The sequence below is a fragment of the Methylobacterium crusticola genome, from assembly GCF_003574465.1.
GTDB classification, from domain to species: Bacteria; Pseudomonadota; Alphaproteobacteria; order Rhizobiales; family Beijerinckiaceae; genus Methylobacterium; species Methylobacterium crusticola.
Genome location: NZ_QOWC01000001.1, coordinates 1 through 23,838 on the forward strand (window position 1 = coordinate 1; position 23,838 = coordinate 23,838).

Annotated in this window: 20 protein-coding genes and 1 pseudogene; 13 read left to right on the forward strand and 8 right to left on the reverse strand. The window is 68.7% G+C overall.

Going from position 1 to position 23,838, the window contains the following annotated elements; translation table 11 throughout:
* The 3 genes and pseudogenes from glmM to DT057_RS06005 all read left to right on the forward strand — a co-directional run.
* A pseudogene (gene glmM, locus DT057_RS05995) lies at positions 1 to 253 on the forward strand (phosphoglucosamine mutase); the annotation flags it as partial.
* 198 nt (positions 254 to 451) lie between these two features.
* Positions 452 to 1,123: a LuxR C-terminal-related transcriptional regulator gene (locus DT057_RS06000; RefSeq protein ID WP_162501336.1), complete on the forward strand. Its 672-nt coding sequence runs from the start codon at positions 452 to 454 to the stop codon at positions 1,121 to 1,123.
* A gap of 227 nt (positions 1,124 to 1,350) precedes the next feature.
* Positions 1,351 to 2,493 carry a glycoside hydrolase family 191 protein gene (locus DT057_RS06005; protein WP_128561169.1) on the forward strand — a complete coding sequence of 381 codons (1,143 nt, stop codon included), beginning with the start codon at positions 1,351 to 1,353 and terminating at the stop codon, positions 2,491 to 2,493.
* A gap of 421 nt (positions 2,494 to 2,914) precedes the next feature.
* On the opposite strand, the gene DT057_RS06010 is transcribed toward DT057_RS06005, so the two are convergent.
* The 7 genes from DT057_RS06010 to DT057_RS06040 form a co-directional block, all read right to left on the reverse strand.
* Positions 2,915 to 4,201, reverse strand: coding sequence for a polysaccharide biosynthesis/export family protein (locus DT057_RS06010; RefSeq protein WP_128561170.1), 1,287 nt, complete (start codon positions 4,199 to 4,201; stop codon positions 2,915 to 2,917).
* Positions 4,202 to 4,257: 56 nt separating this feature from the next.
* Positions 4,258 to 5,652 (reverse strand): tetratricopeptide repeat protein, encoded by a 1,395-nt coding sequence (locus DT057_RS06015; protein WP_128561171.1) that lies wholly within the window; start codon positions 5,650 to 5,652, stop codon positions 4,258 to 4,260.
* Positions 5,653 to 5,882: 230 nt separating this feature from the next.
* A complete protein-coding gene (locus tag DT057_RS06020) occupies positions 5,883 to 6,776 on the reverse strand; it encodes a glycoside hydrolase family 191 protein (RefSeq protein ID WP_162501337.1) in 894 nt (297 codons plus the stop codon).
* A 44-nt stretch (positions 6,777 to 6,820) separates the two neighbouring features.
* Positions 6,821 to 8,260, reverse strand: a complete 1,440-nt coding sequence (gene pelG, locus DT057_RS06025) for an exopolysaccharide Pel transporter PelG (protein WP_128561173.1) — start codon at positions 8,258 to 8,260, stop codon at positions 6,821 to 6,823.
* 21 nt (positions 8,261 to 8,281) lie between these two features.
* Positions 8,282 to 9,802 (reverse strand): GT4 family glycosyltransferase PelF, encoded by a 1,521-nt coding sequence (gene pelF, locus DT057_RS06030; RefSeq protein ID WP_128561174.1) that lies wholly within the window; start codon positions 9,800 to 9,802, stop codon positions 8,282 to 8,284.
* Complete coding sequence (locus DT057_RS06035) at positions 9,799 to 10,617, reverse strand: hypothetical protein (protein WP_128561175.1); 819 nt, start codon at positions 10,615 to 10,617, stop codon at positions 9,799 to 9,801. Before DT057_RS06035 ends, pelF begins: the two co-directional genes overlap by 4 nt.
* Before the next feature lie 74 nt (positions 10,618 to 10,691).
* Positions 10,692 to 11,900, reverse strand: a complete 1,209-nt coding sequence (locus DT057_RS06040; RefSeq protein WP_128561176.1) for a hypothetical protein — start codon at positions 11,898 to 11,900, stop codon at positions 10,692 to 10,694.
* A gap of 227 nt (positions 11,901 to 12,127) precedes the next feature.
* Between DT057_RS06040 and DT057_RS06045 the strand changes: the two genes are divergently transcribed.
* Complete coding sequence (locus DT057_RS06045) at positions 12,128 to 13,126, forward strand: GDP-mannose 4,6-dehydratase (protein ID WP_128561177.1); 999 nt, start codon at positions 12,128 to 12,130, stop codon at positions 13,124 to 13,126.
* Between the two features lie 142 nt (positions 13,127 to 13,268).
* Here DT057_RS06045 and DT057_RS06050 read toward each other — a convergent pair whose 3' ends face one another.
* The gene (locus tag DT057_RS06050) at positions 13,269 to 13,946 is read right to left on the reverse strand and encodes a response regulator (protein ID WP_128561178.1); all 678 of its coding nucleotides are present in this window, start codon (positions 13,944 to 13,946) and stop codon (positions 13,269 to 13,271) included.
* A gap of 1,186 nt (positions 13,947 to 15,132) precedes the next feature.
* On the opposite strand from DT057_RS06050, the gene DT057_RS06055 reads away from it, so the two are divergent.
* The 9 genes from DT057_RS06055 to DT057_RS06095 are packed head-to-tail and all read left to right on the forward strand — an operon-like array spanning position 15,133 to position 23,834.
* Positions 15,133 to 16,308: an ABC transporter substrate-binding protein gene (locus tag DT057_RS06055; RefSeq protein WP_128561179.1), complete on the forward strand. Its 1,176-nt coding sequence runs from the start codon at positions 15,133 to 15,135 to the stop codon at positions 16,306 to 16,308.
* Positions 16,309 to 16,322: 14 nt separating this feature from the next.
* A complete protein-coding gene (locus tag DT057_RS06060; RefSeq protein WP_128561180.1) occupies positions 16,323 to 17,189 on the forward strand; it encodes a branched-chain amino acid ABC transporter permease in 867 nt (288 codons plus the stop codon).
* Complete coding sequence (locus DT057_RS06065; protein WP_128561181.1) at positions 17,186 to 18,238, forward strand: branched-chain amino acid ABC transporter permease; 1,053 nt, start codon at positions 17,186 to 17,188, stop codon at positions 18,236 to 18,238. The genes DT057_RS06060 and DT057_RS06065 overlap by 4 nt, the downstream gene beginning before the upstream one ends.
* Positions 18,235 to 18,999, forward strand: a complete 765-nt coding sequence (locus DT057_RS06070; protein ID WP_238313998.1) for an ABC transporter ATP-binding protein — start codon at positions 18,235 to 18,237, stop codon at positions 18,997 to 18,999. The genes DT057_RS06065 and DT057_RS06070 overlap by 4 nt, the downstream gene beginning before the upstream one ends.
* Positions 18,983 to 19,675, forward strand: coding sequence for an ABC transporter ATP-binding protein (locus tag DT057_RS06075; protein ID WP_128561182.1), 693 nt, complete (start codon positions 18,983 to 18,985; stop codon positions 19,673 to 19,675). The genes DT057_RS06070 and DT057_RS06075 overlap by 17 nt, the downstream gene beginning before the upstream one ends.
* 41 nt (positions 19,676 to 19,716) lie before the next feature.
* On the forward strand, positions 19,717 to 20,853 hold the full coding sequence (locus DT057_RS06080; RefSeq protein ID WP_238314000.1) for a CaiB/BaiF CoA transferase family protein: 1,137 nt from the start codon (positions 19,717 to 19,719) through the stop codon (positions 20,851 to 20,853).
* Positions 20,850 to 21,644, forward strand: coding sequence for an enoyl-CoA hydratase-related protein (locus tag DT057_RS06085; RefSeq protein ID WP_128561184.1), 795 nt, complete (start codon positions 20,850 to 20,852; stop codon positions 21,642 to 21,644). The genes DT057_RS06080 and DT057_RS06085 overlap by 4 nt, the downstream gene beginning before the upstream one ends.
* Before the next feature lie 3 nt (positions 21,645 to 21,647).
* Positions 21,648 to 22,646 (forward strand): hydroxymethylglutaryl-CoA lyase, encoded by a 999-nt coding sequence (locus DT057_RS06090; RefSeq protein WP_128561185.1) that lies wholly within the window; start codon positions 21,648 to 21,650, stop codon positions 22,644 to 22,646.
* 9 nt (positions 22,647 to 22,655) lie between these two features.
* A complete protein-coding gene (locus tag DT057_RS06095) occupies positions 22,656 to 23,834 on the forward strand; it encodes an acyl-CoA dehydrogenase family protein (RefSeq protein ID WP_128561186.1) in 1,179 nt (392 codons plus the stop codon).
* Positions 23,835 to 23,838 lie beyond the last annotated feature (4 nt).

Sequence of the window (23,838 nt, forward strand, 5' to 3'; positions counted from 1 at the left end):
CCACTGCTTCGACCCGCTGCCGCAAGTGCTCGAGAACGTGCGCTACGGCGCCGGCGGCGAGCCCCTGCGCCAGGACAGCGTGGTTGCCGTCATCGAGGGCGCCCGGCAGCGCCTGGGGGAGGGCGGGCGCCTCGTCATCCGCCCGTCCGGCACCGAGCCGGTGATCCGGGTGATGGCGGAGGGCGACGATTGCAACCTCGTCGGCGAAGTGGTCGACGACATCGTCAGCGTCTTGCGCAAGCTCGCGGCCTGAGCGTCGCTCCGGCCACGCGGAAGGCACCGAGACGATCCGGACCAGAACCAACCCCGCGTGCCTGGGAACCGCGGCCTCCCACGATGATGGAGCGCAGAACCGACGGGTTCTGCGCCCGCCTGCACAGGAGTTCCGATCCATGCCGAGATCGTGCCGACACGACACCGATGTCCAGACGATGCGATGACTGATGGTTCGGTGCAGAAAGGCATCCAGGTGCTCCTCGCAGGCGATCAGAACCTGATTCTTGAGGCGCTCGAATGTCTTCTCTCACGGCACGACGATATGCACGTCGTCGGCCGCGGCACCTCGCGGTGCGACGTGATGCACCTCGTCGCGACCGCGCCGTGCGACCTCTTCCTGTACGATTCGAGCCTGAGCGAAACGACCGCAACCGATTTCCTGCAGTTCGTCAGGCAGGAGGGTCTGCCCATCCCGGTCGTCGTCGTGAGCGCGTTCTCGACCCATCATAGCATCCACCGGGCACTCGTCGCCGGCGCGCGCGGTTACGTGCTCAAACGCGCCTCGAGCCGCACGCTCGTCCACGCGATCCGTTCGGTGCATGCGGGGGGCGTGTACCTCGATGCCGATCTCGGCGAGACGCTGGCCGGGGCTCTCGGGGCCGTCGGCCTCGGCGCGGCGGCAGCCGGCGCGATGGCCGACAGGCCACTCGCTCCGCGCGAAGAGGAGGTTCTCCGTTTCATCGCGCTCGGCTTCACCGCCAAGGAGATCGCGGACAGGCTCGGCATCAACGAGCGCTCCGTCGAGACCTATAAGCGGCGCGCGAGCGAAAAGCTGGGCGTTCGGACGCGCGCCGAGATCGTCGAGTACGGCATGATGAAGGGCTGGTTCAAGCTCTTCGAGAGCTGAAGCGCCCGCGCCTCATCGGCTGCGGGGTCATCGACAGGTTCCGGCCTCATTCCGTGGCGTTGTGCGGGATTTTGCAGCGTTGCCATGTGATACTGTTCGCAATCTTTACAGTCGCGTCGTTTTCGCCGGCACCACGACACCGCGCCATTCTTTCGGATCGACCGCCAGTGGCCGGACGGTCCTGCCCCGTGCTGCCCACGGAACCGATCACCACAGGGGAGACGGCGATGAAAACCGGCATGTACGTGCTTCAGGGGGTCAATCCCGCCCAGATTGCGGCCGCTCCGTTCGACGTGAAGGTCGTCGAAATCTACGATTCCGACGGTCGACTGTTCGACCCGGTGCAAGTCAGGCAGATGGGAGGCGGGCCGGGCGGGGCATTGCTGCTTGGGTATTTCAGCATCGGCGAGGCGGAAGACTACCGCGCCTACTGGAACACGATCCCCAAATCCGCGATCGGCCCGGTCGATCCGAACTGGAAGGGCAACTACGAAGTCAAATACTGGACTGACGAGTGGAAGACAATCGCTAAGCGTGAGATCGATAAGATCGTCTCGATGGGATACGATGGCGCGTATTTCGATGTGGTCGACGAATTTCAGCTGCCTTGGGCCAAGCAGAATGCCCCGGGAGGTGACGCCGCCGGAGCGATGAAGAACTTGATCGGCGACTTGAGCGACTACGCCAAATCGAAGGTTCCGACTTTCAAGATATGGGTCAATGGTGGAGAGGAGCTACTGACAGACCAGAACTATCTGAGCCGTATCGACGGCCTGTTCAAGGAAAATCTGTTCTACAACAGCGACGGTTCGGCGCCCCAGCCACGGGCCGAGACCCGATGGAGCCTCGACTACCTCAAGCGCGCCCAGGCGGCCGGCAAGGACGTGGTCGCGATCGAGTACGTCAGCGGGCCTGCGAAGATCGCCGACGTGCAGGCGAAGGCGGATGCCGCCGGCTTTGCCAGCTACATCGCCCGCCTCGACCTCGACGGCGTCTCGCTGGACGGCGTCAGACCCAGCCAAGTGATGCGGGACGACGGCCTTTCGGACCCCGCAGCACCGCCCACGGCCGCGCCGATGCCCGCCGACGATACCTCCGGCAGCGACCCGCTCGCGGAACTTGCCGGTGACGATCTCTTCGGCGAGCCGGAACCAGGCGGCGCCGACCGGTTCCCCGTCCAGGACCAGCGTACGAGCGACACCGCGCTCGTGACCGGGGACGAAGCAGCGTCGGGCGACGCGAGCGTCCGCCCCACCGCCGAAGGCTATGGCGCCGCCTGGCTCTGCGATCGGGACCCGGCGCGAACGCAGGACGTCGTCGAGGGCGGGGCGGAGCCGGCGCTGGTCGGCAAGGATGATACGATCGTCTGATGCGGCTCCCGCCGGATCTGTCGCGCTGTCGATCAAGCGTGTGATGCCCTCGCCCGCGTGATCCGCGGCCCACCGGATCGGCTCGGCGGGGTGCGAACGCCTGATCGAGCGCCGCCACGGGACGTCCCCATCCACATCCCCCGGGCCTCCCCGACGAGGGACTTGCCCCGCATCGAAGCCTGCCGGAGCAGGGTACTCTGCCGATGGCGTCGGGTATCGTTCATCGCACCCTCCAACCACTTCATGAGGGGCTCCCGTTCGCGGCAGCCTCGAAGGAGAGCTCCAGCCACCACGGCGCCGTCCGGAGGCCTCCTCCGAGGCCGGGGAGGAGTTCCCGGGAGGGACGAAAGGTGTGGAGCGGCCCACCGGGCTCTCAGGATCGGGGGCGCGAACGCAGTGGCTCCGCCCTACAGGATGCGCCCTACCGCGCCGCCGCCTTGATCCGCTCCGACCGGCCGGTGGCGCGCACCGTCACGACCTTGACCACGTCGCCCGGCTCCAGCGGATCTGTCTCCTCGGCCGACACGACCTGGGCGCCGGTCGGGCCCATGCGGACGATCTGGTATTGCTGCGTCGCATCGCCCTGTCCGACAGCGTAAGTCGCCACGACGTTGAGGGACGTCGTCAGGGATTGCTCGGCCGCCGCAATCTCGCCGTTGAGGACCGCGATCTCCTTCTCGAGTGAGAGCTTCTGGCGCAGGCCGGCCTGGTCCGTCGCCTCCTTCGCGGCGCCCTGCCGGAACTCGGCCTGCATCACCCCGACCTCGAACTCGCGCTTGCGGGCCTCCATGTCGATGAAGTCGCGCCGGATATCGGCCACGCGCTCGCTCTCCACCATCTGTCGGGCGTAGAGTGCTTCGATCGTCTTGAGCCGCTCACCGCGCGCGTTGAGCTGCGCCACGAAGGCGGCGTGGCGCTTCTGCAGCAGGTCCACTTCGGTCGCGGCCGCCTCGGCGGTGGTGCGGCGGAGGCCGTCCTCCTTCGCGGCGAGGTCCGCCTCCAGGCGGGCGACCCGGCCGGCCCCCGCCAGCAGCGCCGTGACCTCGCCGTCAGCGGCGAGGGCAAGGAGCCGGCCGAGGGCCGGGTTGGCGCCGCTCCCCTGGCGCTCGATGAGCACGGCCTTGCGGGCGAGGGCGTTCTTCAGGCGGTCGCGGATGGCGGCCCGGCGCTCCAGTTCCCGCATCACCTCGACGACGTGCGTGGCGCTCGCCTGATCCTTCTCGATGCCCCCGGCGAGCGCCACGGCCTGGATCACCATCATGCCGCCCGTATACGGAAAGGCGCCGGGCGACCGCACGGCTCCAGCGACGAAGACCGGCGCGCGCTGCGTCACGCCGACGGTCAGGCCGCCCCGGCGTCCGAAGGTCTTCTCGAACGCGGCGCCGAGATCGGTCCGCACGGCCTCAAGCGTCTTGCCGGAGGCCTGGATCGACCCGAAGAGCGGGATGGCGATCGTGCCGCCCGGTTCGATCGGGTATTCTCCCGACAGGTCGACGCGCTGGTAGAAGGCCTGGGTGACGGCGGCCGCTTCCGCTCCCTTCTCGCCCGCGCCCGGATTCGGGATGTCCATCGTCTCGAAGAAGGTGATCTTGAGTTTATCCCCGATCCTGAGCATCGCCGCGTCGCCGGCCAGCGCCGGCGGGGTGAGGAGCGCCGCGGCGAGACCGAGTGCGCCCAGCGCCAGCTGCTTGGTACGAGACACGATCATCGCCTGCTCCCGTTTCACGATCGAGGACACCGCGGGTCCGCTGCCGGCCCCGGCGGTCAGCGGACCCGCGACGCGCCGGCCGGCGCCTGCGCCAGGCGGCGGAGCTCGCCCATCGCCCGCGCATGTTCCGGTCCGTCACCGAGGGCCGCGGCCAGCTGCGCCTGCACGGGCACGAGATCGACCGGCAGGGCGCGCCGGCGTCCCAGGTCGGACAGGACCGCCAGGGCCCGCTGGTCGCCCAGCACCTGGGCGAGCAGCGCGGCCCATTCCCGCTGCGCCGCCGGCGCCAGGGCGGTGGGCGTCACGTCCGCGAGCAGGCGGCGCGCCAAGACAGGGTTGCCCTCGTACAGCGCCAACCTGACCCCGAAGAGCGGCCGGCGCCGCAACGTCTCCCAGGACAGCCTGTACCGGATCGGCGCGATCACGCCGAAGCCCTGCCGCTGCGCGAGCGCCTCTGCGAGCGCGGCATGGGCGTCGAGCCAGGCCGGCTCGCCGAGGATTGCCCAGACCTTGCGCCAGAGCGCGGCGGCGTCGCCCACGGCCTCGGCCGCCGCGAGGTACTGCGCGATCTCGTCGGCCGGCGGCTCGGCTCCCCGGGTCGGCCAGCTCTCGAGGAGCGCCGTCGCCGTGGGGCGGTTGCCGTCCTCCGCGACCACGCGCGCGAGGTAGAACCGGGTTTCAGGCTTGGCTTCGATCACCCGTCGGCCGAGGGCCTCCGCGCGGGCGCGATTACCCCTGCGAGCCATCGAGCGGGTCACGTGCACGCCGAGCCAGGGCTTGCCGCGCCAGCCTTCGACCCAGCCATCTGCCCGCCCGGCCGCCTCGTCGTGCAGGCCGAGCGCCATCAGGATGTCGAAGAGCACGAAGCGGCCGACCTCGCTCTCCGCCGGCAGCAGCGCGTCCGCCCGCCGCAGGGTGGCCAAAGCCGCCTCCTGCTCCCCCGCCCACGACAGCAGCACCCCGAACCGCTCTACGTCGACCGGGCGCAGAAGGTCGGGATCGGTCACCGTCTTGAGGAGCGCGCGCTCCTCGTCCGCCCGCTCCTGCAAGCGGTAGAGGTCGAGGAGGGCGGAGAGGCGCGCGCGGGTCGGGGCGATCGCGAAGGCCCGCGCGAGGGCATGCGTCGCCCCGGCGGGGTCCTTGCCCGCCTCGTAGAGGGAGGCGAGCCAGTCGAGGGCACGCGTGTCGGCCGGCCGCTCCCCGACGTAGAGCTCGAGCAGCTCGGCCGCGCGCTTGAAGCGGCCCGACCGCTCGTGGACGCGGGCGGCCGCCGCCATGAGTGCCGGATCGCGCTGAGCCAACGCGAGCAGTTCGGTCAGGCGCCCCGAGGCCTCGCTGGTGCGGCCGTCCCGGGCCAGCATGGCGAGCTGCTCCTCAGCCGTCGGGAACAGCAGGTAGCCGGACGCGCCCGCGATGCTGACGCACAGGCTGAGAAGGTATCGAACGCGCATGCGCCTTCCGCCCCGTTCGGACGCCTCTCCCGTTCCGGCCGCGCGCCCCGATCACGCGGCATCGGGCTCGGCCGTCGACTCTCGTCGCGGGAAGCAGGTCGTCATTCCCGGTCTCGACTGATGATCTCGAAAATCTGGATCGATCATAGCGTCAATACAGTGTGCCTGACAGCGGAAAACAGCAACTCCCATGCTTCCTCGCCATTTTCTCTGGAGGTAATTCGTTGGAATTACTCCTCGGCCGGCCGGCACGGGCAGGGCGGGGGCTCCGGGATGAGGCGGTCGAGGAGCACCTCCGAGACGAAGGGGCGGTGGTCCAGGTCGCGCTCGCGGGCGTAGATTTCCCGGATCGTCGCTTCGTCGGCCGCGTCCCAATAGTCCAGGCTCAGGATCGGCACGGTCGGTGGTTCCGTGCGCAGCCCGTCCAGCGCCTGCATGTGATAGATCAGCTGGTCGGGCTCGACCCACTTGTACTGCTTGGCGCCGAAATCGAAGGTCGTCAGCAGGCTTTCCGCGACGACGCCGTCGATCTCGCTTCTGAGCTCGGGCAGGAGGGCGTAGCCGCGATTCATGAGGAGGATCAGGTCGGGAAACGCGCGCCGGATCGCGCGGACGAGGTCGATCGCCGCGAGGCGCATGCCGGCGTAGCGATCGGGATCGACCTGCTCGAGATGGGGCGGCGTATCGAGCGTATCGAAGAAGATGCCCTTGAAGCCGCGGGCGGCGATGGCCGGAACCGCGTGTTCGAGGATCAGTGCCGACCAGCTCCTCTGGCGGACGTCGCAGACGAACGTGTCGGGCCAGCTCGGGTTCTCGCGCAACAGGACGCCGGAATTCTCGAGGCCGCCGAACCACGGGCTCGAGCGCTTGATCTCGCCCAGGCTCAGGTAGCACAGCAGGTCCTTGCCCTGCCGGACGATCTGCCCGACATCGCCCTTGAAGCCGGCATCGAGGACGATCACGTCGTAGCCGGCCAGCCGTTCCGGCGCGATGTCCTCGCCGTAGAACACGGCCCAGGTGAGATCGGGCCGCGCGATCCGGCGCGCAGGGCGGGACTGCTCGGCCGCCCTGGCGCCGCCGGCGCCGACGCAGGCCAGCATCTGGAGGAGCGTGCGCCGCTGCATCGTGCCTCCTCCCGGGACGCGGCCGGGCGTGTGCCGGACCCCGCTCATGAGCCGGGACCGTCCGAGGCGCGCGGGGCGCTGCCCGCGACCCTGCGCCGCTCGGTGCGAAGCGACGTGTTGTTCGTGATGAATGCGTGGAAATCGAGCCAGGGCAGCTCGCGGGCGAGGATCGTGATCGCGAGCATCAGCGTGACCGCCGACGCGATGAGATTGCCGTAGCCGAAGAAGGAGAACCCGAGCGGCAGAAGCGCGCTCGTCATGAGCCCGTTCAGCACGAAATACGTCACCGAGATCCCCAGGGCGTACCGCCTCAGGTCGAAGTAGAGGAGGAAGACGAAGCAGAACACGGCCGAGGTATGGAAGACCATCCCGACCAGCGCGGCGCGCAGGATTCCCATCTGGCTCGCCCGCAGGCCCAGCGGCTCGATCGCCACGAAGGAGATGAGGATCGCGATGAGGGCGATGACCGCGAGCGACAGGAACAGCGTGAACACCTTCGAGACGACGAAACCGGACATCCGCAGCCGCATCTTCGACAGGTTCCGTCGACTCACCTGCTGGGCGAGGCTGCCGTAATAGGCACGGCTCAGGCGAAAGAAATTGGTCTCGACGTGAACGAAGAAGACCGCGAAGATCGGCAGTGCGGCGAGCTGGGCCCAGAACATCGGCGTGTCGTAGGTCGGCATGGTCCTCAGGCCGATGGCGACGGTCGACACCCCGATCGGCGCGGCCGCCCACATGATGAGCTTGTCGACCCACAATCCGCACGCGAAGGTCAGGCCGATCAGCGGCAACTCCCAGTAGATGCCGGCGGTGCGCAGGAGCTCCCGGTCCGGCACCAGCGCCAGGCCGTATTCGCGGGCCAAGCGCCAGGCGAGGCCGAGATCGATGATGAACAGCCCTAGGTTGAATACACCGAGGAGGCGCACCGGCTCCTCGCCCGGCGCAAGCACGAGCGCCGACACCATGACCGTGACGCCGACCGCGAACGCGGCCGAGACCGTGAGGTAGCCGCGGGTCGCCCCGATAAACGGGATCAGCAGCCAGGCCGCGCCGACGAGCATCAGGTTCTGCAGGGCCGCCAGCACCTCCGGCCCCGACAGGTCCGTCATCCACACGTAGAACGGAACGCCGACGAGCAGGGCGGCGATGACGAACACCGCGAACGACGCTGCGAAGCTGAAGGTGATGCTGTCGTAGCGCTTCATCCAGATATGATCTGAGACGTACCGCGTGCAGACGAACGCCAGCGGCCCGGTCAGGATCGCGGTGACGCAGGTGTTGTAGATCATGATCGACCGGAAGACCTGCAGGCCCAGGCAATCCGCGGCGGTGCAGGCCGCCGCGCTGACGCCTGCGATCGCCAGCACGGTGAAGATCCAGGGGCCCGCCACCAGGAAGGCGGCGTAGAGGTACGCGCCCGCCGTGCTGCTCAGGGATCGCCCTGCCGTCATGCGCTCCAGCGCGAATCCGATGCCGGCCATGTCGTCCGCTCCCCTGGATGCCTAAGCCGTCGAGGATCGTCGCGAGAGCGACGCGTAGACGTCGTCGTACATCGCGATCACGCGCCGCTGGTCGAACACCGCGTGGATGCGTTCGCGCAGGGCATCTCCCATCCGCTGGCGCAAGGCCGGATCAACGAGGAGCCTGGCGAGTGCGTCAGCCGTCGCCTGGGGGTCGCAGGCGCCGACCACGAAGCCGCCGGCGCCGTCCAGTCCGGTCCCGGGCGGTCCCTCGAGGATCTCGCGGCAGGATCCGACATCGGTGGTGACGGCCGGCACGCCGGCCGCGCCCGCTTCGAGCAGGGCGAGGGGCTGCGCCTCGCTGATGCTCGTGAGCGCGAGGACGTCGACGCATCCGAAATGGGCCCGCACGTCGGCGACCCGCCCGAGAAACCGGACCGTGTCCTGCAGCCCGAGCTGCTGGACGAGGTGCCGGCACTCGGCGGCGTAGGCGGGGTCCTCGTCGTCCGGTCCGACGACCATCGCATCGAGGTCGGGCACCGCACGCCTCAGGAGCGCCATCGCCTGGATGAAGGTGCGGATGTCCTTGATCGGAACGAGGCGGCCGACGAGGAGGACCCTCGGGCGCCGCGGCTCGCGGCTGCGGGCGATGGTGGAGAATTGTGCCAGTTCGATGCCGTTCGGGATCGCGCGGAGCTTCGCCGGCTCGGCCCCGTCCTGCATCTGGTAATCCTGATTGGCCCGGAACTGCGTCGTGATCAGGTCGGCGCAGTCGTAGCTGATCCGCGCCATCGCGTTGAAGGCCGAGAGCCAGAGCTTGCGAAGCTCGGCGACATCGCTGCCGACGTCGTAGCCGGCCGCCGACGATTCGTAGATCCAGTCGGCGACGGAGAGCTCGATCCGGCGCTCGTTCGTGTAGATGCCGTGCTCGGTGATCAGGAAGGGATTGCCCGTCAACGCCTTGGCCCGGGCGCCGAAGAGGCCCGGATAGCCCGTCGAGATCGCATGGTACGTCCGCGCCGGCGGGATCGGCGCAGTCGCGATCGCGAGCATGCTTCGGGCCAGGAAGCGCCACGTCCAGAACACGTCGACCAGCGGCGCACCCGGGATGACCTCGTCGTAGAGGCGCTGGAAGGCCACCCATGCCGGCCGCGAGTCGAGCAGCGCGCGCTGCGCGAGCCCGCTGGTCTCGATCTTCCGCGCGAACCGCGTCCACGCCCGTCCGGTCCCCTCCGTCACGAGGACGCGCAGGTCGGCCACCAGAGCCTCGATCCTCCGCCCCGATCCGAAGATCGGCATGGCCCCCGGCGGACACGCGTCGATGACGACGTCCGTCAAGGCGATCACGTTCTCCGGCAGCTCGAACCTTCGCGTGCGCGGCTGCGCCGAGATGGTGAAGGCGACGACGTGGAAGCTGCGATGGGGGAGGTTCCTGATGAAGCTGTCGACCCAGGAGGACACGCCGCCGAGCAGGTACGGGTAGCCGCCCTCGACGAGCAGGCAGACGTCGGCGGGCGCGCTCGGGGCAGGCGAGCTCGAGGATGGCGGCGGTGACGGCTTCATGAGACCGCGTCCGCCGGGGGCGTGGCGGCCTCGAGCGCGCGCCGCAGGGCCTCTACCCCGGGGAGATCGGGCGCGAGGAGAGCGGCCTGCTCCGCGGCCTCAAGGCCGGCGAGCAGCTCCGCGCGGGCCTGCAGCGGCTTGACGAGGCCGGAGCGCGCCAGCCCGAGCCGGGCACGGGCCAGCGTGACCCACGCGGCAGGATCCCGCGGGGCGCACGCGACCGCGTCCTGGAGGGCCGCAATCTCTCGGCCGTGCCCGGCCTGGAGCTTGGCGAGAACGGTCGATGCGAGCACCCGTACGGAGGGGTCGCCGTCCCGCAGGGCCGCGTGGATGACGGGGCAGAGCGCCGGGTCGAAGGCGCGCCCGACCCGGGCGAGCGCTTCGAACTTCGCCGCCCGATCGCTGCCGTCGAGTGCGTCGCGCAGCGGCCGGACGCCGCCGCGGCGCGTGGAGCGCAGGCGGCCGTCGAGCAGGTCGTCGCGCAGCCGTCCGACCGGGCCGAGGTCGTGCGCCCCGATTTCCTCGTCGAGCCAGTCGCCGAACGCCCGGTCGGCGGTTCTGCCGTGCCCGGCGCCGTCGAAGACGATGAGGCTGGCCGCGAGAACCGCCCCGAACGGTCCTGCGGCGAAGGTCCACAGGGCGAGGTGGATCAGGAGAGACGATCCCGTGCGCAGGAGGATTGCCGCCGCCGATGCGCTGATCGCGGCGGAGACGGCGAGGTGCGCGAGGACGATGGTGGATGGCGCGACGGTCCCGCGCAGGAGCGCGACGGCCAAGCCGCACTCGCAGAGTGCGGTCGCGCCCGCGAGGAACACGGGAAGGCGTTCCGGCGGAATCCGCCGGTCCGCATCATCCGCTCGCGCGAGGGCGTTCCCTGTGCTCTCGAGGCTCATGGCGCGCCGCGCTCCGGAACCACGCCCTGCTCCAGGAAACCGCCGAGGCCCCGGGCGAGGCTCTCCGCACGCTGCAGGGCGGCGGCAGCCGATGCTCCCGACCCGACGCCGTCCGCCACGATCAACCCCAAGGCCGCGCCTCCGGCCCGCGGGATGACGGGTACGAGGACCGCGCCGTCGGGCCAGAGCGCGGTCGCACCCGCCTCCAGGCGCCGGGACGAGCCATGCCCGAACGCGTGCGGCTGGCCAGGCTCCTGGAACTGGCCGAGCCCCTGCGGTCGCCCAGGTCCTTGCAGGACGTCCGCCGCGAGGCGCGGCAGACGCGGCGCATCCCGCACCTCTCCGGCGTGGCCGAGGGCGACCCACGTCTCGCCCCTGGGCACGTAGACCGTCAGATCGCGCGACCCGACGATCAGCCGCGCGAACTCGGCAAAGGACGCCGCGAGCCGCTCGGGCCCGGCTGGATCGAGGCTGGCGAAGGCCCGTGCGATCGCCCCCGCCGTGCGGGTCTCGGCCGCGATCTGGAGTTCGAGGTAGCCGAGATCCGCGAGGGCCTGCTGGAGGCCGTGACCGAGATCCTCCGCGGCGGCTTGCGCGTCGTCGCGCTGCCGCCGCACCTCCGCTGCGTGAGCGAGCTGAAGGCTGCTCATCCCGCCGAGGACCAGCGCACAGGCCAGCCAGCTCATTGGCTCGGCCACTATCAAGCGCGAATAGGCATAGTAATCCTGAGTCGCGACTTGCGACGGCAATGCTCCACTGTACAAAGCCAACGTCGACGCGAAGGCGGCGAACACGCCTCCCGCCAACCCGTACTGCACCGACATCAGCAGGACGGGAATCCAGAACGGGCGTGGCGTGATGCTCGCGAATCGGTTTCCATCGAAGAAGACATGGTCGATGCACACGAGCAGGCCGACCAGGGCGACCGATTCGAGGACGTAGCGGTACCAGCCGCCGGGCGAGGCGGATTCCGCCGGCCTCCCGCGAACGGCCGGACCGGATGCGGACTGCAATGCCTCGGAGAGAGGGTCTGCCGACGGCGACGAGGACGCGCTCACTGTCGATTGATCCTGCGCTTGCGATTGATCCTGCGCTTGCAATTGATCCTGTGCTTGGACGCAGCCATCATGCCGGGCGGTCTCGCCGCCGGTCCGGCGGTCCCGAGCCGGACCCGTCGACCGGTCGTCCGGCGCGGCCTCAGCCACCGCGAGGACATTCGGGTAGACGCCACATCACCCGGATTTCGCGTCATCTTCCCGCATGTCACAGGTGCCGCACTCCATGCCGACCATTGCTTGTGGTGAAAGCTATCATAAAATAACGTCAATCCGCATATACCTACTACGGATGATCGTAATCCCCGATGAGGTACTGCCATTTTCAGGTTGCAGTTTTTTTATATTGTATCAAAACTATCGTCGGGCGGACAATCATGGAGAAAGCCGTGTGGCGGAATAAGCGAGTAGCCGTTACGGGCGCGGCCGGCTTCATCGGCAGTCATCTTTGCGACGCTCTGGTGCGCAGCGGTGCGGTCGTCACCGCGGTCGTGCGCTACAGTTCCAGTTCGACGATCGGCAACTTGAACTTTCTCGATCCGGACGTGCGCAGCGAGCTGAAGGTCGCCTACGGCAACCTCGAGGACGGTGACTTCATCTCCGGTGCCCTGGACGGGCACGAGGTGGTGATGCATCTCGGTGCGCTGATCGCCATTCCCTACTCGTACGAGGCGCCGCGGACCTACGTGCGCACGAACGTCGAAGGAACGCTCAACGTCCTTCAGGCCGGGCGCCGGAACGCGGTCGGGCGCATCGTTCACACCAGCACCTCCGAGGTCTACGGCACGGCGCTCCGGACCCCGATCGACGAGGGGCATCCGCTGCAGGGCCAATCGCCCTATTCCGCGTCCAAGATCGGGGCCGACAAGCTGGCCGAGAGCTATCACCGGTCCTTCGGTGTGCCCGTGGTCACGCTGAGGCCGTTCAACACCTATGGTCCGCGGCAGAGCGCGCGCGCCTTCATCCCGACGATCATCTCCCAGGCGGTGGAGCGCGACGAGATCCGCCTCGGATCGCTGACGCCCGAACGCGACATGACCTACGTCTCCGACACCGTGGCGGGCTTCCTGGCCGCGGGGAGCGAGCCCGGCGTCGAGGGGATGACCATCAATCTCGGCACGGGCGTTACCTTCTCGGTCGGCTGGTTCGCGCAGCGGATCCTCGCGCTGATGGGCGTCGACAAACCGATCAAGGTCGAGACGGAACGCATGCGCCCCGAGCAGAGCGAGGTCCACAAGCTCATCTCGGACAACAGCCTCGCCGCCCGAGCGCTGGGCTGGAGCCCGAGCATGTCCATCGATGAGGGATTGTCGCGGATGATCGCCTTCGTGCGCGCGAATCCCGGGTTCTATGCGACGGACCGGTACGTGAGGTGAACGGGGTCCCGGCCTTCCCGCAGCCGGGCGACGAGCGTCTCCGCGTCCGGTTCCGAGGGCCTCGTACGGGGGCGGCCGGGGGATCGTGCGGCGGACAGTCCCGGCGCTCGGGCATCGAGCGCCGGGACTGTCCGCACGGCCTCTACTGCACGCCGACGCTGATCCACCCCTGCATCACGGCGTACTGCATGAACTTGGCGCGCGAGCGGGTGTGGAGCTTGTCCCCGGCCCGCACGCGGTAGGTCTCGACCGACTTCATCGAGATTCCGAGCGCGAGGGCCGCCTCCTTGTTCGTGAAGCCTTGCGCGACGAGTTTGACGACGGCGCGCTCGCGGCTCGTCAAGCCCGACGGGCCGCCCTCGCTTGGATGCGCGTTCTCCAGTAGGCCGGCCTCCGTCGCTTGGCCAGCGAGGGCGGGGTCGAGGAACAGTCCGCCATACCGCACGGCGCGGACCGCCTGAAGCAGGGTTTCGCTCGGTGAGCGCTTGACCACGTAGCCACGCGCCCCGGCGACGAGGATCTGCTGCGCGTAGACGCGCTCCTCGTGCGCGCTCAGCGCCAGGATGAATGTCGTCGAGGCCTGCACGGCAAGCTGCCGGATCAAGTCGATCCCGCACAGGCCGGGCGCGCCCGTCTCGAGGATGGCGATATCCGGTCTCAGGTCGAGGATGCCCTGTGCGACGTGGGTGCGCGATGAGAACTCTCCGACGAGTTCGATGTCAGGCTCGCTCTCGAGCAGGTGACGAATGCCTCGGATGACGAGCGGGTGGCCGTCTGCGATCAACACGCGCGCTTCGGCCAGCTTTGGTGGCACGTCCATTCCCCTCTCCCCATTCAGTTATGCATCGGGCGCCTGACGCCTCTGTTCTTCACTGTTACAGCCTGTACCTGCGCCGAGCATGGCAGGGAAAATCCCGCTTTCCAAGAGGCTATCCCGCACATCAGGGCGTTTGGCTGTTCGGGCTTTTCCGATGAATCGATTTCAAACGTACTTTCTAAGGTTATGCACTGATTTCTACTGGCCATCACTTCGCATATTAATCGGAGATTAAGAACATATGATTATCATTTATCAATTTGCTAGTGCTTGTGAGTTATTTATGGATTTTCTAACACAATACATGCTAGAAAAAAAACAACACTCCTCGGAAAAACAAGGGTTCGCAGCGTTACCGGCATTGATCGTTTGCTTTTGAACGCGCCGGTACACACACTTAATATTTTGGCTTCACCGAAGTAGGTAAGGCGCTCTACGCCATTTTGCGTAACGCCGGAAATCGCCGTGGGCGAGACCCGGATTGGTGGCCAGCACATCGTGAAGCAGCGCGCCCTCACAGCCAGCTGAGCTGTTTGGTAGCGAAACGTTGTCGGGATCAGGTGCGTTGGGCGGTCGAGGCGCATGCCTGACGGTTCGAGCCGGACCTGCGCCCCGCCGCCGCCCGTGATCACCTTCGGGCGGCGCGGCGCAAAACGATGCTCGCGTCCAGACACAAGCCGATCCCCGCGATCCAATCACGGACATCAGCATCACGCCTGACCACGCGCGACGGTAGGTGGGCTCGAAAGAACGCTGCCGATCGAGGACGGGCGACGCCCGCCGAATCCGCACGATGTCGACGCCGCGCGCTGGGCTTGTCCAGCAGGGCCGGCGCGGTCCGACCGGTGACTGGCAGTGGGTCAGCAGCGGACATCATCGCCGTAGGGATCGCAGGGGAGGGAGCCCTGACGAATGAAACGTTTCATATGGTTACCCGCGCAAGCCATGGATTTACTTCGCCGCGATGCGAGTTCGGGCAAGCGACCCGGAGCTAGAACTGCATCTGCAAGCATGTCCCTCAATCAGGCCCTCTCCGGGGAGCGTCAACGCCGCGATCAGATTTTTGAAACGTTTTATTGACAGCGGTCACGGCGTCCTTCTAGGATGCCCCACGATCCGGACCAGAGGCACGAAGAGGCCTTCCGGCGGATCGAGCTGGCGCTCAACGGAGTGCTGCACGGGAGGAGACATGATGGCGTTTCGCGCTCAGCGCGCCGTGAGCGGCGCATTGCTGGCTTCCGTCACGTTCTGCGGCGCAGTATCGGCTTGTGAACTGAAGATTGGCGCACCGGCCGTCCTGTCGGGCCCGGCTGCCCAATGGGGGATCGCCCTGCGGGGGGCACTCGAGTTCGTCGCCAAGGAGACGGCGCAGGAGCGCCGACTCGTGATCGGCGGCACGTCTTGCACCGTCTCCGTGAAGGCGATCGACTCCAAGTACACCGCGGAGGGAGCTGCCTCGGCGATGAACGCGCTCGCGGCCGAGGGCATAACCGTGATCGTGGGCCCCGTCGGCTCGCCGGAAGTGACCGGGATGAAGCCAGTGGCTCTCCGCAATCGCATGGTGGCGATGGTCAACAGCTTCGCCCGGGACTCGATCGGCCCGCGCTGGCCGAACGTCTTTCACATCGGCCCGGGCCCGTCGGGCTGGGCCGGCCCGATCATCGACGAGGGACGAAAGCACTACACCTTCTCCTCCGTCGGTATCGTCGCCCCGAACGACCAGGGAGGTACGGACGTCGCAGGCGTGAACGCCGAGATCTTCAAGAAGAAGGGCGTGAGCGTCGTCGAGGAGTACTACCAGCGCGGCACGACCAACTTCGCGCCGATTGTGACGCGTGTGCTCCGCTCCAGTCCTGGTGCGATCGATCTGGCGTCCTCGCCGGCGGGCGATGCCGGCATCATCATCAAGCAGTTGCGCCAGGCCGGTTTTGCAGGGCCGATCTTCCGCCTCGGCGGGCCGGGCTTCGAGGAGATCGCCCGCGTGGCCGGCGGCGTCGAGGTGCTGAAGGACTTCCTCTGGTACGAGCCCGTCGCGATGGATGAAGGCCTGCGCGCGCTGGAGAAGAAGCACCAGGACCTGATGGGCGGTCCGCGCCCGGAGAACGCCGACTTCTTCCGCTGGGTGTTCGCGGCGCGGATGATGGTCAAGGCCGCGCAGGCCGCGCAGTCGATCGACAAGCCTCAGGTCATCGCCGACGCCATGCGCAAGCTGCCGGTCGAAGACGAGAATATCGGCAAGGGATCCTGGATCGGTCAGCAGTTCTTCGGGATCAACCAGGAGATGTCCTACCCGTTTGCGATCGGGCAGGTCAGAGATGGTAAAATTCAGAAATACATTCGGGCCGACGCCGTCAAAGAAGACTGACCTTCGGAGGAATGATGGACAACGTCATTGCGACGGGGCTGATCGGGATTAGCCTCGGTTCACAGTATGCGCTCCTGGCGCTCGGCTTCACCCTGATCTTCGGCATCCTGGGCGTCGTCAACTTCGCCCATGGCGGGTTCTACGTGATGGGCGGCTACGTCGCCTATTACTGCTCCGTCGTGCTCGGCCTGCCCTTCCCCGTCGCCGTGCTGGCTGCGGCGATCGCCACGGCAGCGCTCGGCTGGCTGTTCGAGACGATTATTCTTGAGCGCGTGATCGAGGACCATCAGGCGACCCTGATGGTCACCATGGGCTTCTACCTCGTCATGGCGACCGCGATCCTGCTCCTGTTCGGTCCGGAATCGCCTGAGTTCTCGTTCCCGATCACCGGCGTGTGGCGGGCGGGCGGTGCCTACGTCCCCTACGCGAACATGGTCGTCATCGGCGTCTGCCTCGCGGCGATCGTCTCCGTCTACTGGCTCATCTACCGCTCCGGCATCGGGAGGGCGATGCGCGCCATGGCGGAGGACCGGGCGGTGGCGAGCGCCCTCGGGATGCGCACGCGGGCCCTGTTCCCGTTCGCCTTCGCCCTCGCGACGGGCCTCGCCGGCCTGACGGGTGCGCTCGTCACCCCCATCCTCGCGCTCGCCCCCCATGTCGGCGATCCGGTGCTCGCCTTCTCCTTCCTGACCGTGATTCTCGGCGGGCTCGGAAGCGTGGCCGGGGCAACGGTCGCGGCCTTCATCGTCGGCATGGTCGAGGCCTACGCCGCCGTCTATCTCGGCGGCTCCAAGGGAGCGCTGGCGCTCTTCGTCCTCGTCCTCCTCATCCTCGTGGTCCGCCCGCAGGGCCTCCTCGGCAGGGAGGTGCGGCGGGCATGAGTGAAGAGGCAGCCATCACGCGCCTCCCGCAGGCGCGACGTCCCGGCCTCCTCGGCGGCTACGAATGGGCAACGCTCTGCGTCGTAGGCCTCGCCTTCGCGGTGCCGGTGCTCACCCGCAACCCGCAGATCCTCTCGCAGACGAACCTGATCCTCATCGCGGCCACCGCCTCGCTGGGCGTCTACATCATGCTGCGCATGGACCTGATGAGCTTCGCCGTGCCGGCTTTCATGGCGACCGGCGGCTACACGGTCGCCCTGCTCAGCCTGAGGCTCGGCGTGACCGACGCCATCCTGCTCGGGGTCGCGGCTTTCGTGATGCCGGCCCTCTGTGCCATCCCGCTCGGCTGGCTGATCCTGCGCCTGAAGGGGGTCTACTTCGTCCTCGTCACCTTCGTGCTGACGGAGATCGTCCAGCTTCTCCTGTTCGAGGCAACACCCCTGACCGGCGGCTCCAACGGCCTCGTGGGAATGCCGGCGGTGACCCTCTTCGGCATCGAGCTCATGGACAACAGCCAAGTGCTGCTGACCACGGCGGGCCTCGCCTTCGCGGGCTTCGCGATCACCGCGCTCTTCACCCGGTCCTTCCGCTACGAGTTCGCCGCGATCGAGAAGAACGACGTGCTCGCCGAGAGCCTCGGCCTGGCCTGCTGGCGCTACAAGGCGCTGGCCTTCTCGGTCGCGGCCGGGGTCTCGGGCCTCGCCGGCTTCGCGCTGGTGAACATGCTGCTCACCGCCCACCCGACCTCCTTCGCGCCGATGTCGTCGGTGACCTACATCACCTACACCATCGTGGGCGGAAAGGGCGCGATTCTCGGCACGCTCGCGGGCGCCGCGCTCCTCGTCACGGCGACTGACCTCTTCGCCCTGAAGGGGGAACTGTCCCCTGGCCTGTTCGGGCTCCTGATCATCGTCGTCACGCTCCTGGCGCGGGGCGGCCTCATCGGGCTCGCCGCGAAGGCCGTCGGGCGGCTCCGGCGGGCATCGCCCGGAGCGCCCGCCCGCGTCGCCCCGATCACCGCGGTTCCGGCCCGGGGGATGAAATCGTGAGCGCGCACCCGACCCATCCCGACGCGCTGCGCGCCGACAGCATGTCCAAGGCGTTCGGCGGCCTCAAGGTCTTCCATGACGTGAGCTTCACCCTGCCGCCGGCCGGGCTCCTCGGCGTCATCGGACCCAACGGCGCCGGCAAGACCACGATGATCAACATCATGTCCGGCCGGTTGCCGCTGAGCTCGGGCCGGGTCCTGCTCGGCAACGCCCGGATCGACGGCCGTCCCGTCTACGCGAATGCGGCGCAGGGGCTGGTGCGCAGCTTCCAGCACACCGCGACCTTCGCGGGCGCCAGCGTGGGGGACAACCTCACGGCGGCGCTGCGCTTCGCGAAGCGCGACCGCTCGGTGCTCGAGCGCCTGGCTCCCCTGCTCGACCGGTTCGGGCTGATCGAGTGCTGGGGGCGCCATGCCGAGGTGCTGCCCTACGGCCTCCAGAAGATGCTCGGCCTGACCATGGCGCTGGCGACGCAGCCGAAGATGCTGCTGCTCGACGAGCCGGCCGCCGGGCTCGAGAAGTCCGAGCGGGCCAATATCGACGCCTATGTCGGCTTCGCCCAGCGCGAGTTCGGCTGCGGCATCCTGCTCGTCGAGCACGACATGGACCTGATCCGGCGCCTGTGTCCGCAAGTCATCGTCCTCGACGGCGGCCGCCTGATCGCTGCCGGGCCGCCGGGCGAGGTCCTGAGCCGCAAGGACGTGATCGACGCCTATCTCGGTGGCGCCGACGAGGAGGATTGCGATGCTCAGCATTCGTGACCTCCATGTCTCCTACGGCGGCACCCGGGCCGTGGACGGAATCGACCTCGACGTCGGCGCAGGGGAAACCGTCCTGCTGATCGGCGCGAACGGCGCCGGCAAGTCGAGCCTGATCAACGCCGTGATCGGCCTCGTCCGCACCGCGCGCGGCCGCGTCACCTTCGAGGGCCGGGAGATCGCCGGGCTGCCGAGCGACGCCCGGGCCCGCTGCGGGATCGGCTACTCGCCGGAGGGGCGGCGCGTCTTCCCGAGCATGAGCGTCAAGGACAACGTGCTGTCGGGGGCGGTGCGCCTGGCGCCCCGCGAGCAGGCGCGCCGCTGGGACGGGCTCGTGCAATCGTTCCCGTTCCTCGCCGAGCGGCAGGCCCAGGCGGCGGGCGAGCTGTCCGGCGGCCAGCAGCAGCTCGTCGCCATCGCCCGCGCGATGAGCGGGGCGCCGAAGCTGCTCCTCCTGGACGAGCCGTTCCTCGGCCTCGCCCCGGTCTGGATCCAGCAGATATCGGCGGCGGTCCGGCGGATGCAGGACGAGGGAATCGCCGTGCTGATGACCGAGCAGATGGCCCGTCCGGCGCTGCGGATCGCCCAGTTCGGTCATGTGATGCGCTCCGGCCAGATCCGCCGTTCGGGCCGGACGGAGGAGATCAGGGGAGCCGCACTCGCCGAGGAGTACCTGTGACCCCGGCTCCGGTGTCCCACCATCCGATGAGGAGAAGCGTTTTGCAGCGTACCGCACCACTCGGCGGCCTGACCGTTCTCGAGCTCGGCCACTCGGTGGCCGCGCCCTATGCCGGCCTGATCCTGGCCGAGCTCGGCGCGCGGGTGATCAAGGTCGAGAACCCGGCGACCGGCGACTACGCCCGCGGCTGGGGTCCCCCCTTCCTCGGCGACGACGCCACCGTCTTCCACGCCCTCAACCGCTCCAAGGAAAGCGTGACGCTCGACTTCTCGGACCCGGTCCAGAAGGCCGCCCTTAAGCGCCTGATCCTGGACTCGGACGCCGTCATCCAGAACCTCCGGCCCGGCCTCCTCGAAAAATTCGGTGTCGAGGCGGACGCGCTGCGCCGGGAGAAGCCGGAGCTGATCTGGTGCGACATCGGCGCCTTCGGCGCGTCGGGCCCGCTGGCACGCAAGCCCGGCTACGACCCGCTCGCCCAGGCGAGCTCGGGGATCATGTCGATCACCGGGGAGGCCGACCGGGCGCCGGTCCGCGTCGGCGTGTCCCTGGTGGACATGGGGGCGGGCATGTGGACCGTCATCGGCCTCCTCGCCGCGCTCTGCGAGCGCGGCACGACCGGAACCGGCGCCCGAGTGGCGACCTCGCTCTTCGAGACCGGGCTCGCCTGGATGACCATCCCGCTCGCCGCGCACGCCGTGTCGGGCGAGGTGCGCAAGCCGCAGGGGTCGGGACTGGCCGAGATCGTCCCCTACCAGGCCTTCGAGGCGAGCGACGGCTGGGTGATGATCGCGGCGGGCAACGACAAGCTTTTCGCGAGACTGTGCGAGGCGATACCGGGGCTCGCGGAGGTCGGGCGCGATCCCCGCTTCGCGCGCAACCGCGAGCGGGTGCTCCTGCGCGATGAGCTCGTGCCGCGAATCGCTGCCGCCATCCGCGGCCTGAGCGCGGCGGCGCTCGGCGACGCCCTCGACGCCGCCCAGGTGCCGAGCTGCCCGCTGCTCGCCATCGATCAGGTCTGGGCCCACCCGCAAACGCAGGCCGTCGGCATCCTGACCGAGGGGGCGGGCCACCAGTGGGTCGGGCTGCCGATCACGCTCGACGACGTCCGCCCCACCTCGGGCGGCGCGGCGCCGGCCCTCGGCGCCCACAACGCGAGCCTCGTACAGGACCACGGATGAACGCCACCTTCGAGACACTCGGGCTGGAGCGGTTCGACGACGACCTGCTCCTGGTCCGGCTGAACCGGCCCCAGGCCGCCAACGCGATGAACACCCGCATGGGCGAGGAGCTCCTCGACCTCTTCGAGCGCTTCCAGCTCGGGGCGGACGGCGTGCGGGCGATCGTCGTCACCGGGGCCGGCGAGAAGGCCTTCTGCGCCGGGGGCGACCTCAAGGAGCGCAACGGCATGACCGATGCGCAGTGGCTGCGCCAGCACGCCATGTTCGAGCGGATGCTGCGCGCGCTCGTCGCCTGCCCACTGCCCCTGATCGGCGCGATCAACGGGGCGGCCTTCGGCGGCGGTTGCGAACTCGCGGCGGCCCTGGACTTCACCTACGCGGCCGAGAGCGCGCGCTTCGCGCTGACCGAGGTGACGCTCGGCATCATGCCCGGTGCCGGCGGGACCCAGAACCTCCCGCGGGCGCTCGGCGAACGGCGCGCCAAGGAGATCATCCTGACCGGGCTGCCCTTCACCGCGCGGGAGGCCTGCGACTGGGGTCTCGTCAACCGCGTTCTGCCCCAAGCGGAGCTCCTGGAGGCCACCCTCGCCACCGCGCGCCGGATCGCCGGCAACGCGCCGATCGCCGTGCGCCAGGCCAAGCAGTCGATCCACCGCGGCCTGCAGATGTCGCTCGCCGACGGGCTCGCCTTCGAGATCGAGTGCTACAACCGCATGGTCGCGACGCAGGACCGGCACGAGGGCGTGCGCGCCTTCAACGAGAAGCGCAAGCCGCGCTTCCGGGGAGAGTAGCCCATGCCGGAACACGCGATCCTGCGCGAGGTCGGCCTGCGGGACGGCATCCAGATGGCGGCGCGCTTCCTCCCGACGGAGCGCAAGCGCGAATGGGCGCTGCGGCTGAAGGAGGCCGGTCTGCGCGAGATCGAGCTGACCTCCTTCGTGCCCGCGAAGGTGGTGCCGCAATTCGCCGACGCCGACGCGCTCGCGGCCGCCCTGCCCGACCTCTCCGGCGTCACGGCCTCGGCCCTGGTGCCGAACCTGAAGGGCGCCGAGCGGGCACTCGCGGCCGGCTTCACCCACATCAACTACGTCCTGTCGATCTCGGAAGCCCACTCTCGATCCAACGTGCGCCGCTCGACCGACGAGGCGATCGCGGAGTTCGCGCGGATCGCCGCCCTGAAGGCGACGCCGGCGGGACGTGGCATGGTGCTCGGCGTGGGGCTCGCCACGAGCTTCGGCTGCACGCTCCAGGGGCACGTCGATCCCGACCGGGTGTTCGCGGTCGCCGCGACAGTCGCCGAGGGCGGCGCCGACGAGCTGATCGTCGCCGACACCGTCGGCTACGGCAACCCGGCCCAGGTCAAGGCCCTCCTGCCGGCGATCCTCGCCATCGCGGCAGGGCGGCGGGTGATCTGCCACTTCCACGACACGCGCGGCCTCGGCCTCGCCAACGTCGCGGCGGCGCTCGATGCGGGCGTGCGCACCTTCGACAGTTCCCTCGCGGGGCTCGGCGGCTGCCCCTTCGCGCCGGGCGCGACGGGCAACATCAACACCGAGGACGCGGCCTTCATGCTCGACAGCATGGGCTTTGCAACCGGCCTCGACATCCCGGCGCTCCTCGCCTTGCGCCGCGACGTGGAGGGCTGGCTCGGCGACGAGCGCACCAGCGGCGCGATCGCCCGCGCGGGCCTGCCCAAGACCTACCTGTCCAAGACCTACCTGACCAAGACCTACCTGTCCAAGACCTCTTCGGCCGGCCTGCCCACGGCCGCGCCTCCCGCCCCCGCTTCGTGAGATTGTGACATGAGCCAGTCAGACGTCATGCTGGATATCGGCAAGGACTATCCCGAGCTGCGCGATTCGGTGCGCCGGATCTGCGAGAAGTATCCGTTGGAGTACTGGGCGAAGCTCGAGGAGGAATCGGGCTATCCGTCGGAGTTCGTGGCCGAGCTGACCGAGAGCGGGTTCCTCGCCGCCCTGATCCCGGAGGAGTACGGCGGCGCCGGGCTGCCGCTCCGGGCCGCCTCCGTCATCCTCGAGGAGATCAACGCCTGCGGCTGCGTGGCGAGCCCGGCCCACGCCCAGATGTACATCATGGGCACCCTCCTGCGGCACGGTTCGGAGGAGCAGAAGCGCGAGTACCTGCCGAAGATCGCCTCGGGCGAATTGCGGCTCCAGGCCTTCGGCGTGACCGAGCCGACCACCGGCTCGGACACCACCCAGCTCAAGACGCGGGCCGTGCGCGAGGGCAACGGCTACGTCATCAACGGGCAGAAGGTCTGGACCTCCCGCGCCCGCTACTCCGACCTCCTCCTGCTGCTTGCCCGCACGACGCCCATCGATCAGGTCCAGAAGAAGACGGACGGCATCTCCGTTTTCCTGATCGACCTGCGCGAGGCCCGCGGCAACGGGATCGACATCCGCCCGATCAAGGCGCTGATGAACCACAACACGACCGAGATGTTCATCGAGAACCTGCGCGTCCCGGGCTCCGCCCTGGTCGGCGAGGAGGGCAAGGGCTTCCGCTACATCCTCGACGGGATGAATGCCGAGCGGATCCTCGTCGCGTCCGAATGCGTCGGCGACGGGCGCTACATGATCCAGCGGGCGGTGGCCTACGCCAACGAGCGCGTCGTGTTCAACCGGCCGATCGGCGCCAACCAGGGCATCCAGTTCCCGATCGCCCGTGCGCACGTGGCGCTCGAGGCCGCGGACCTCATGGCACGCAAGGCCGCTGCCCTGTTCGATGCCGGGCAGCCCTGCGGCTCCGAGGCCAACATGGCCAAGCTCCTGGCCTCCGAGGCGACCTGGAACGCGGCGGACACGGCGCTCCAGACCCATGGCGGCTTCGGCTACGCGACGGAATACGGCATCGAGCGCAAGTGGCGCGAGTGCCGCATCTACCAGACCGCCCCGATCTCGACGAACCTCGTGCTCGCCTATGTCGGCCAGCACGTCCTCGGCATGCCGCGTTCCTACTGAGGTA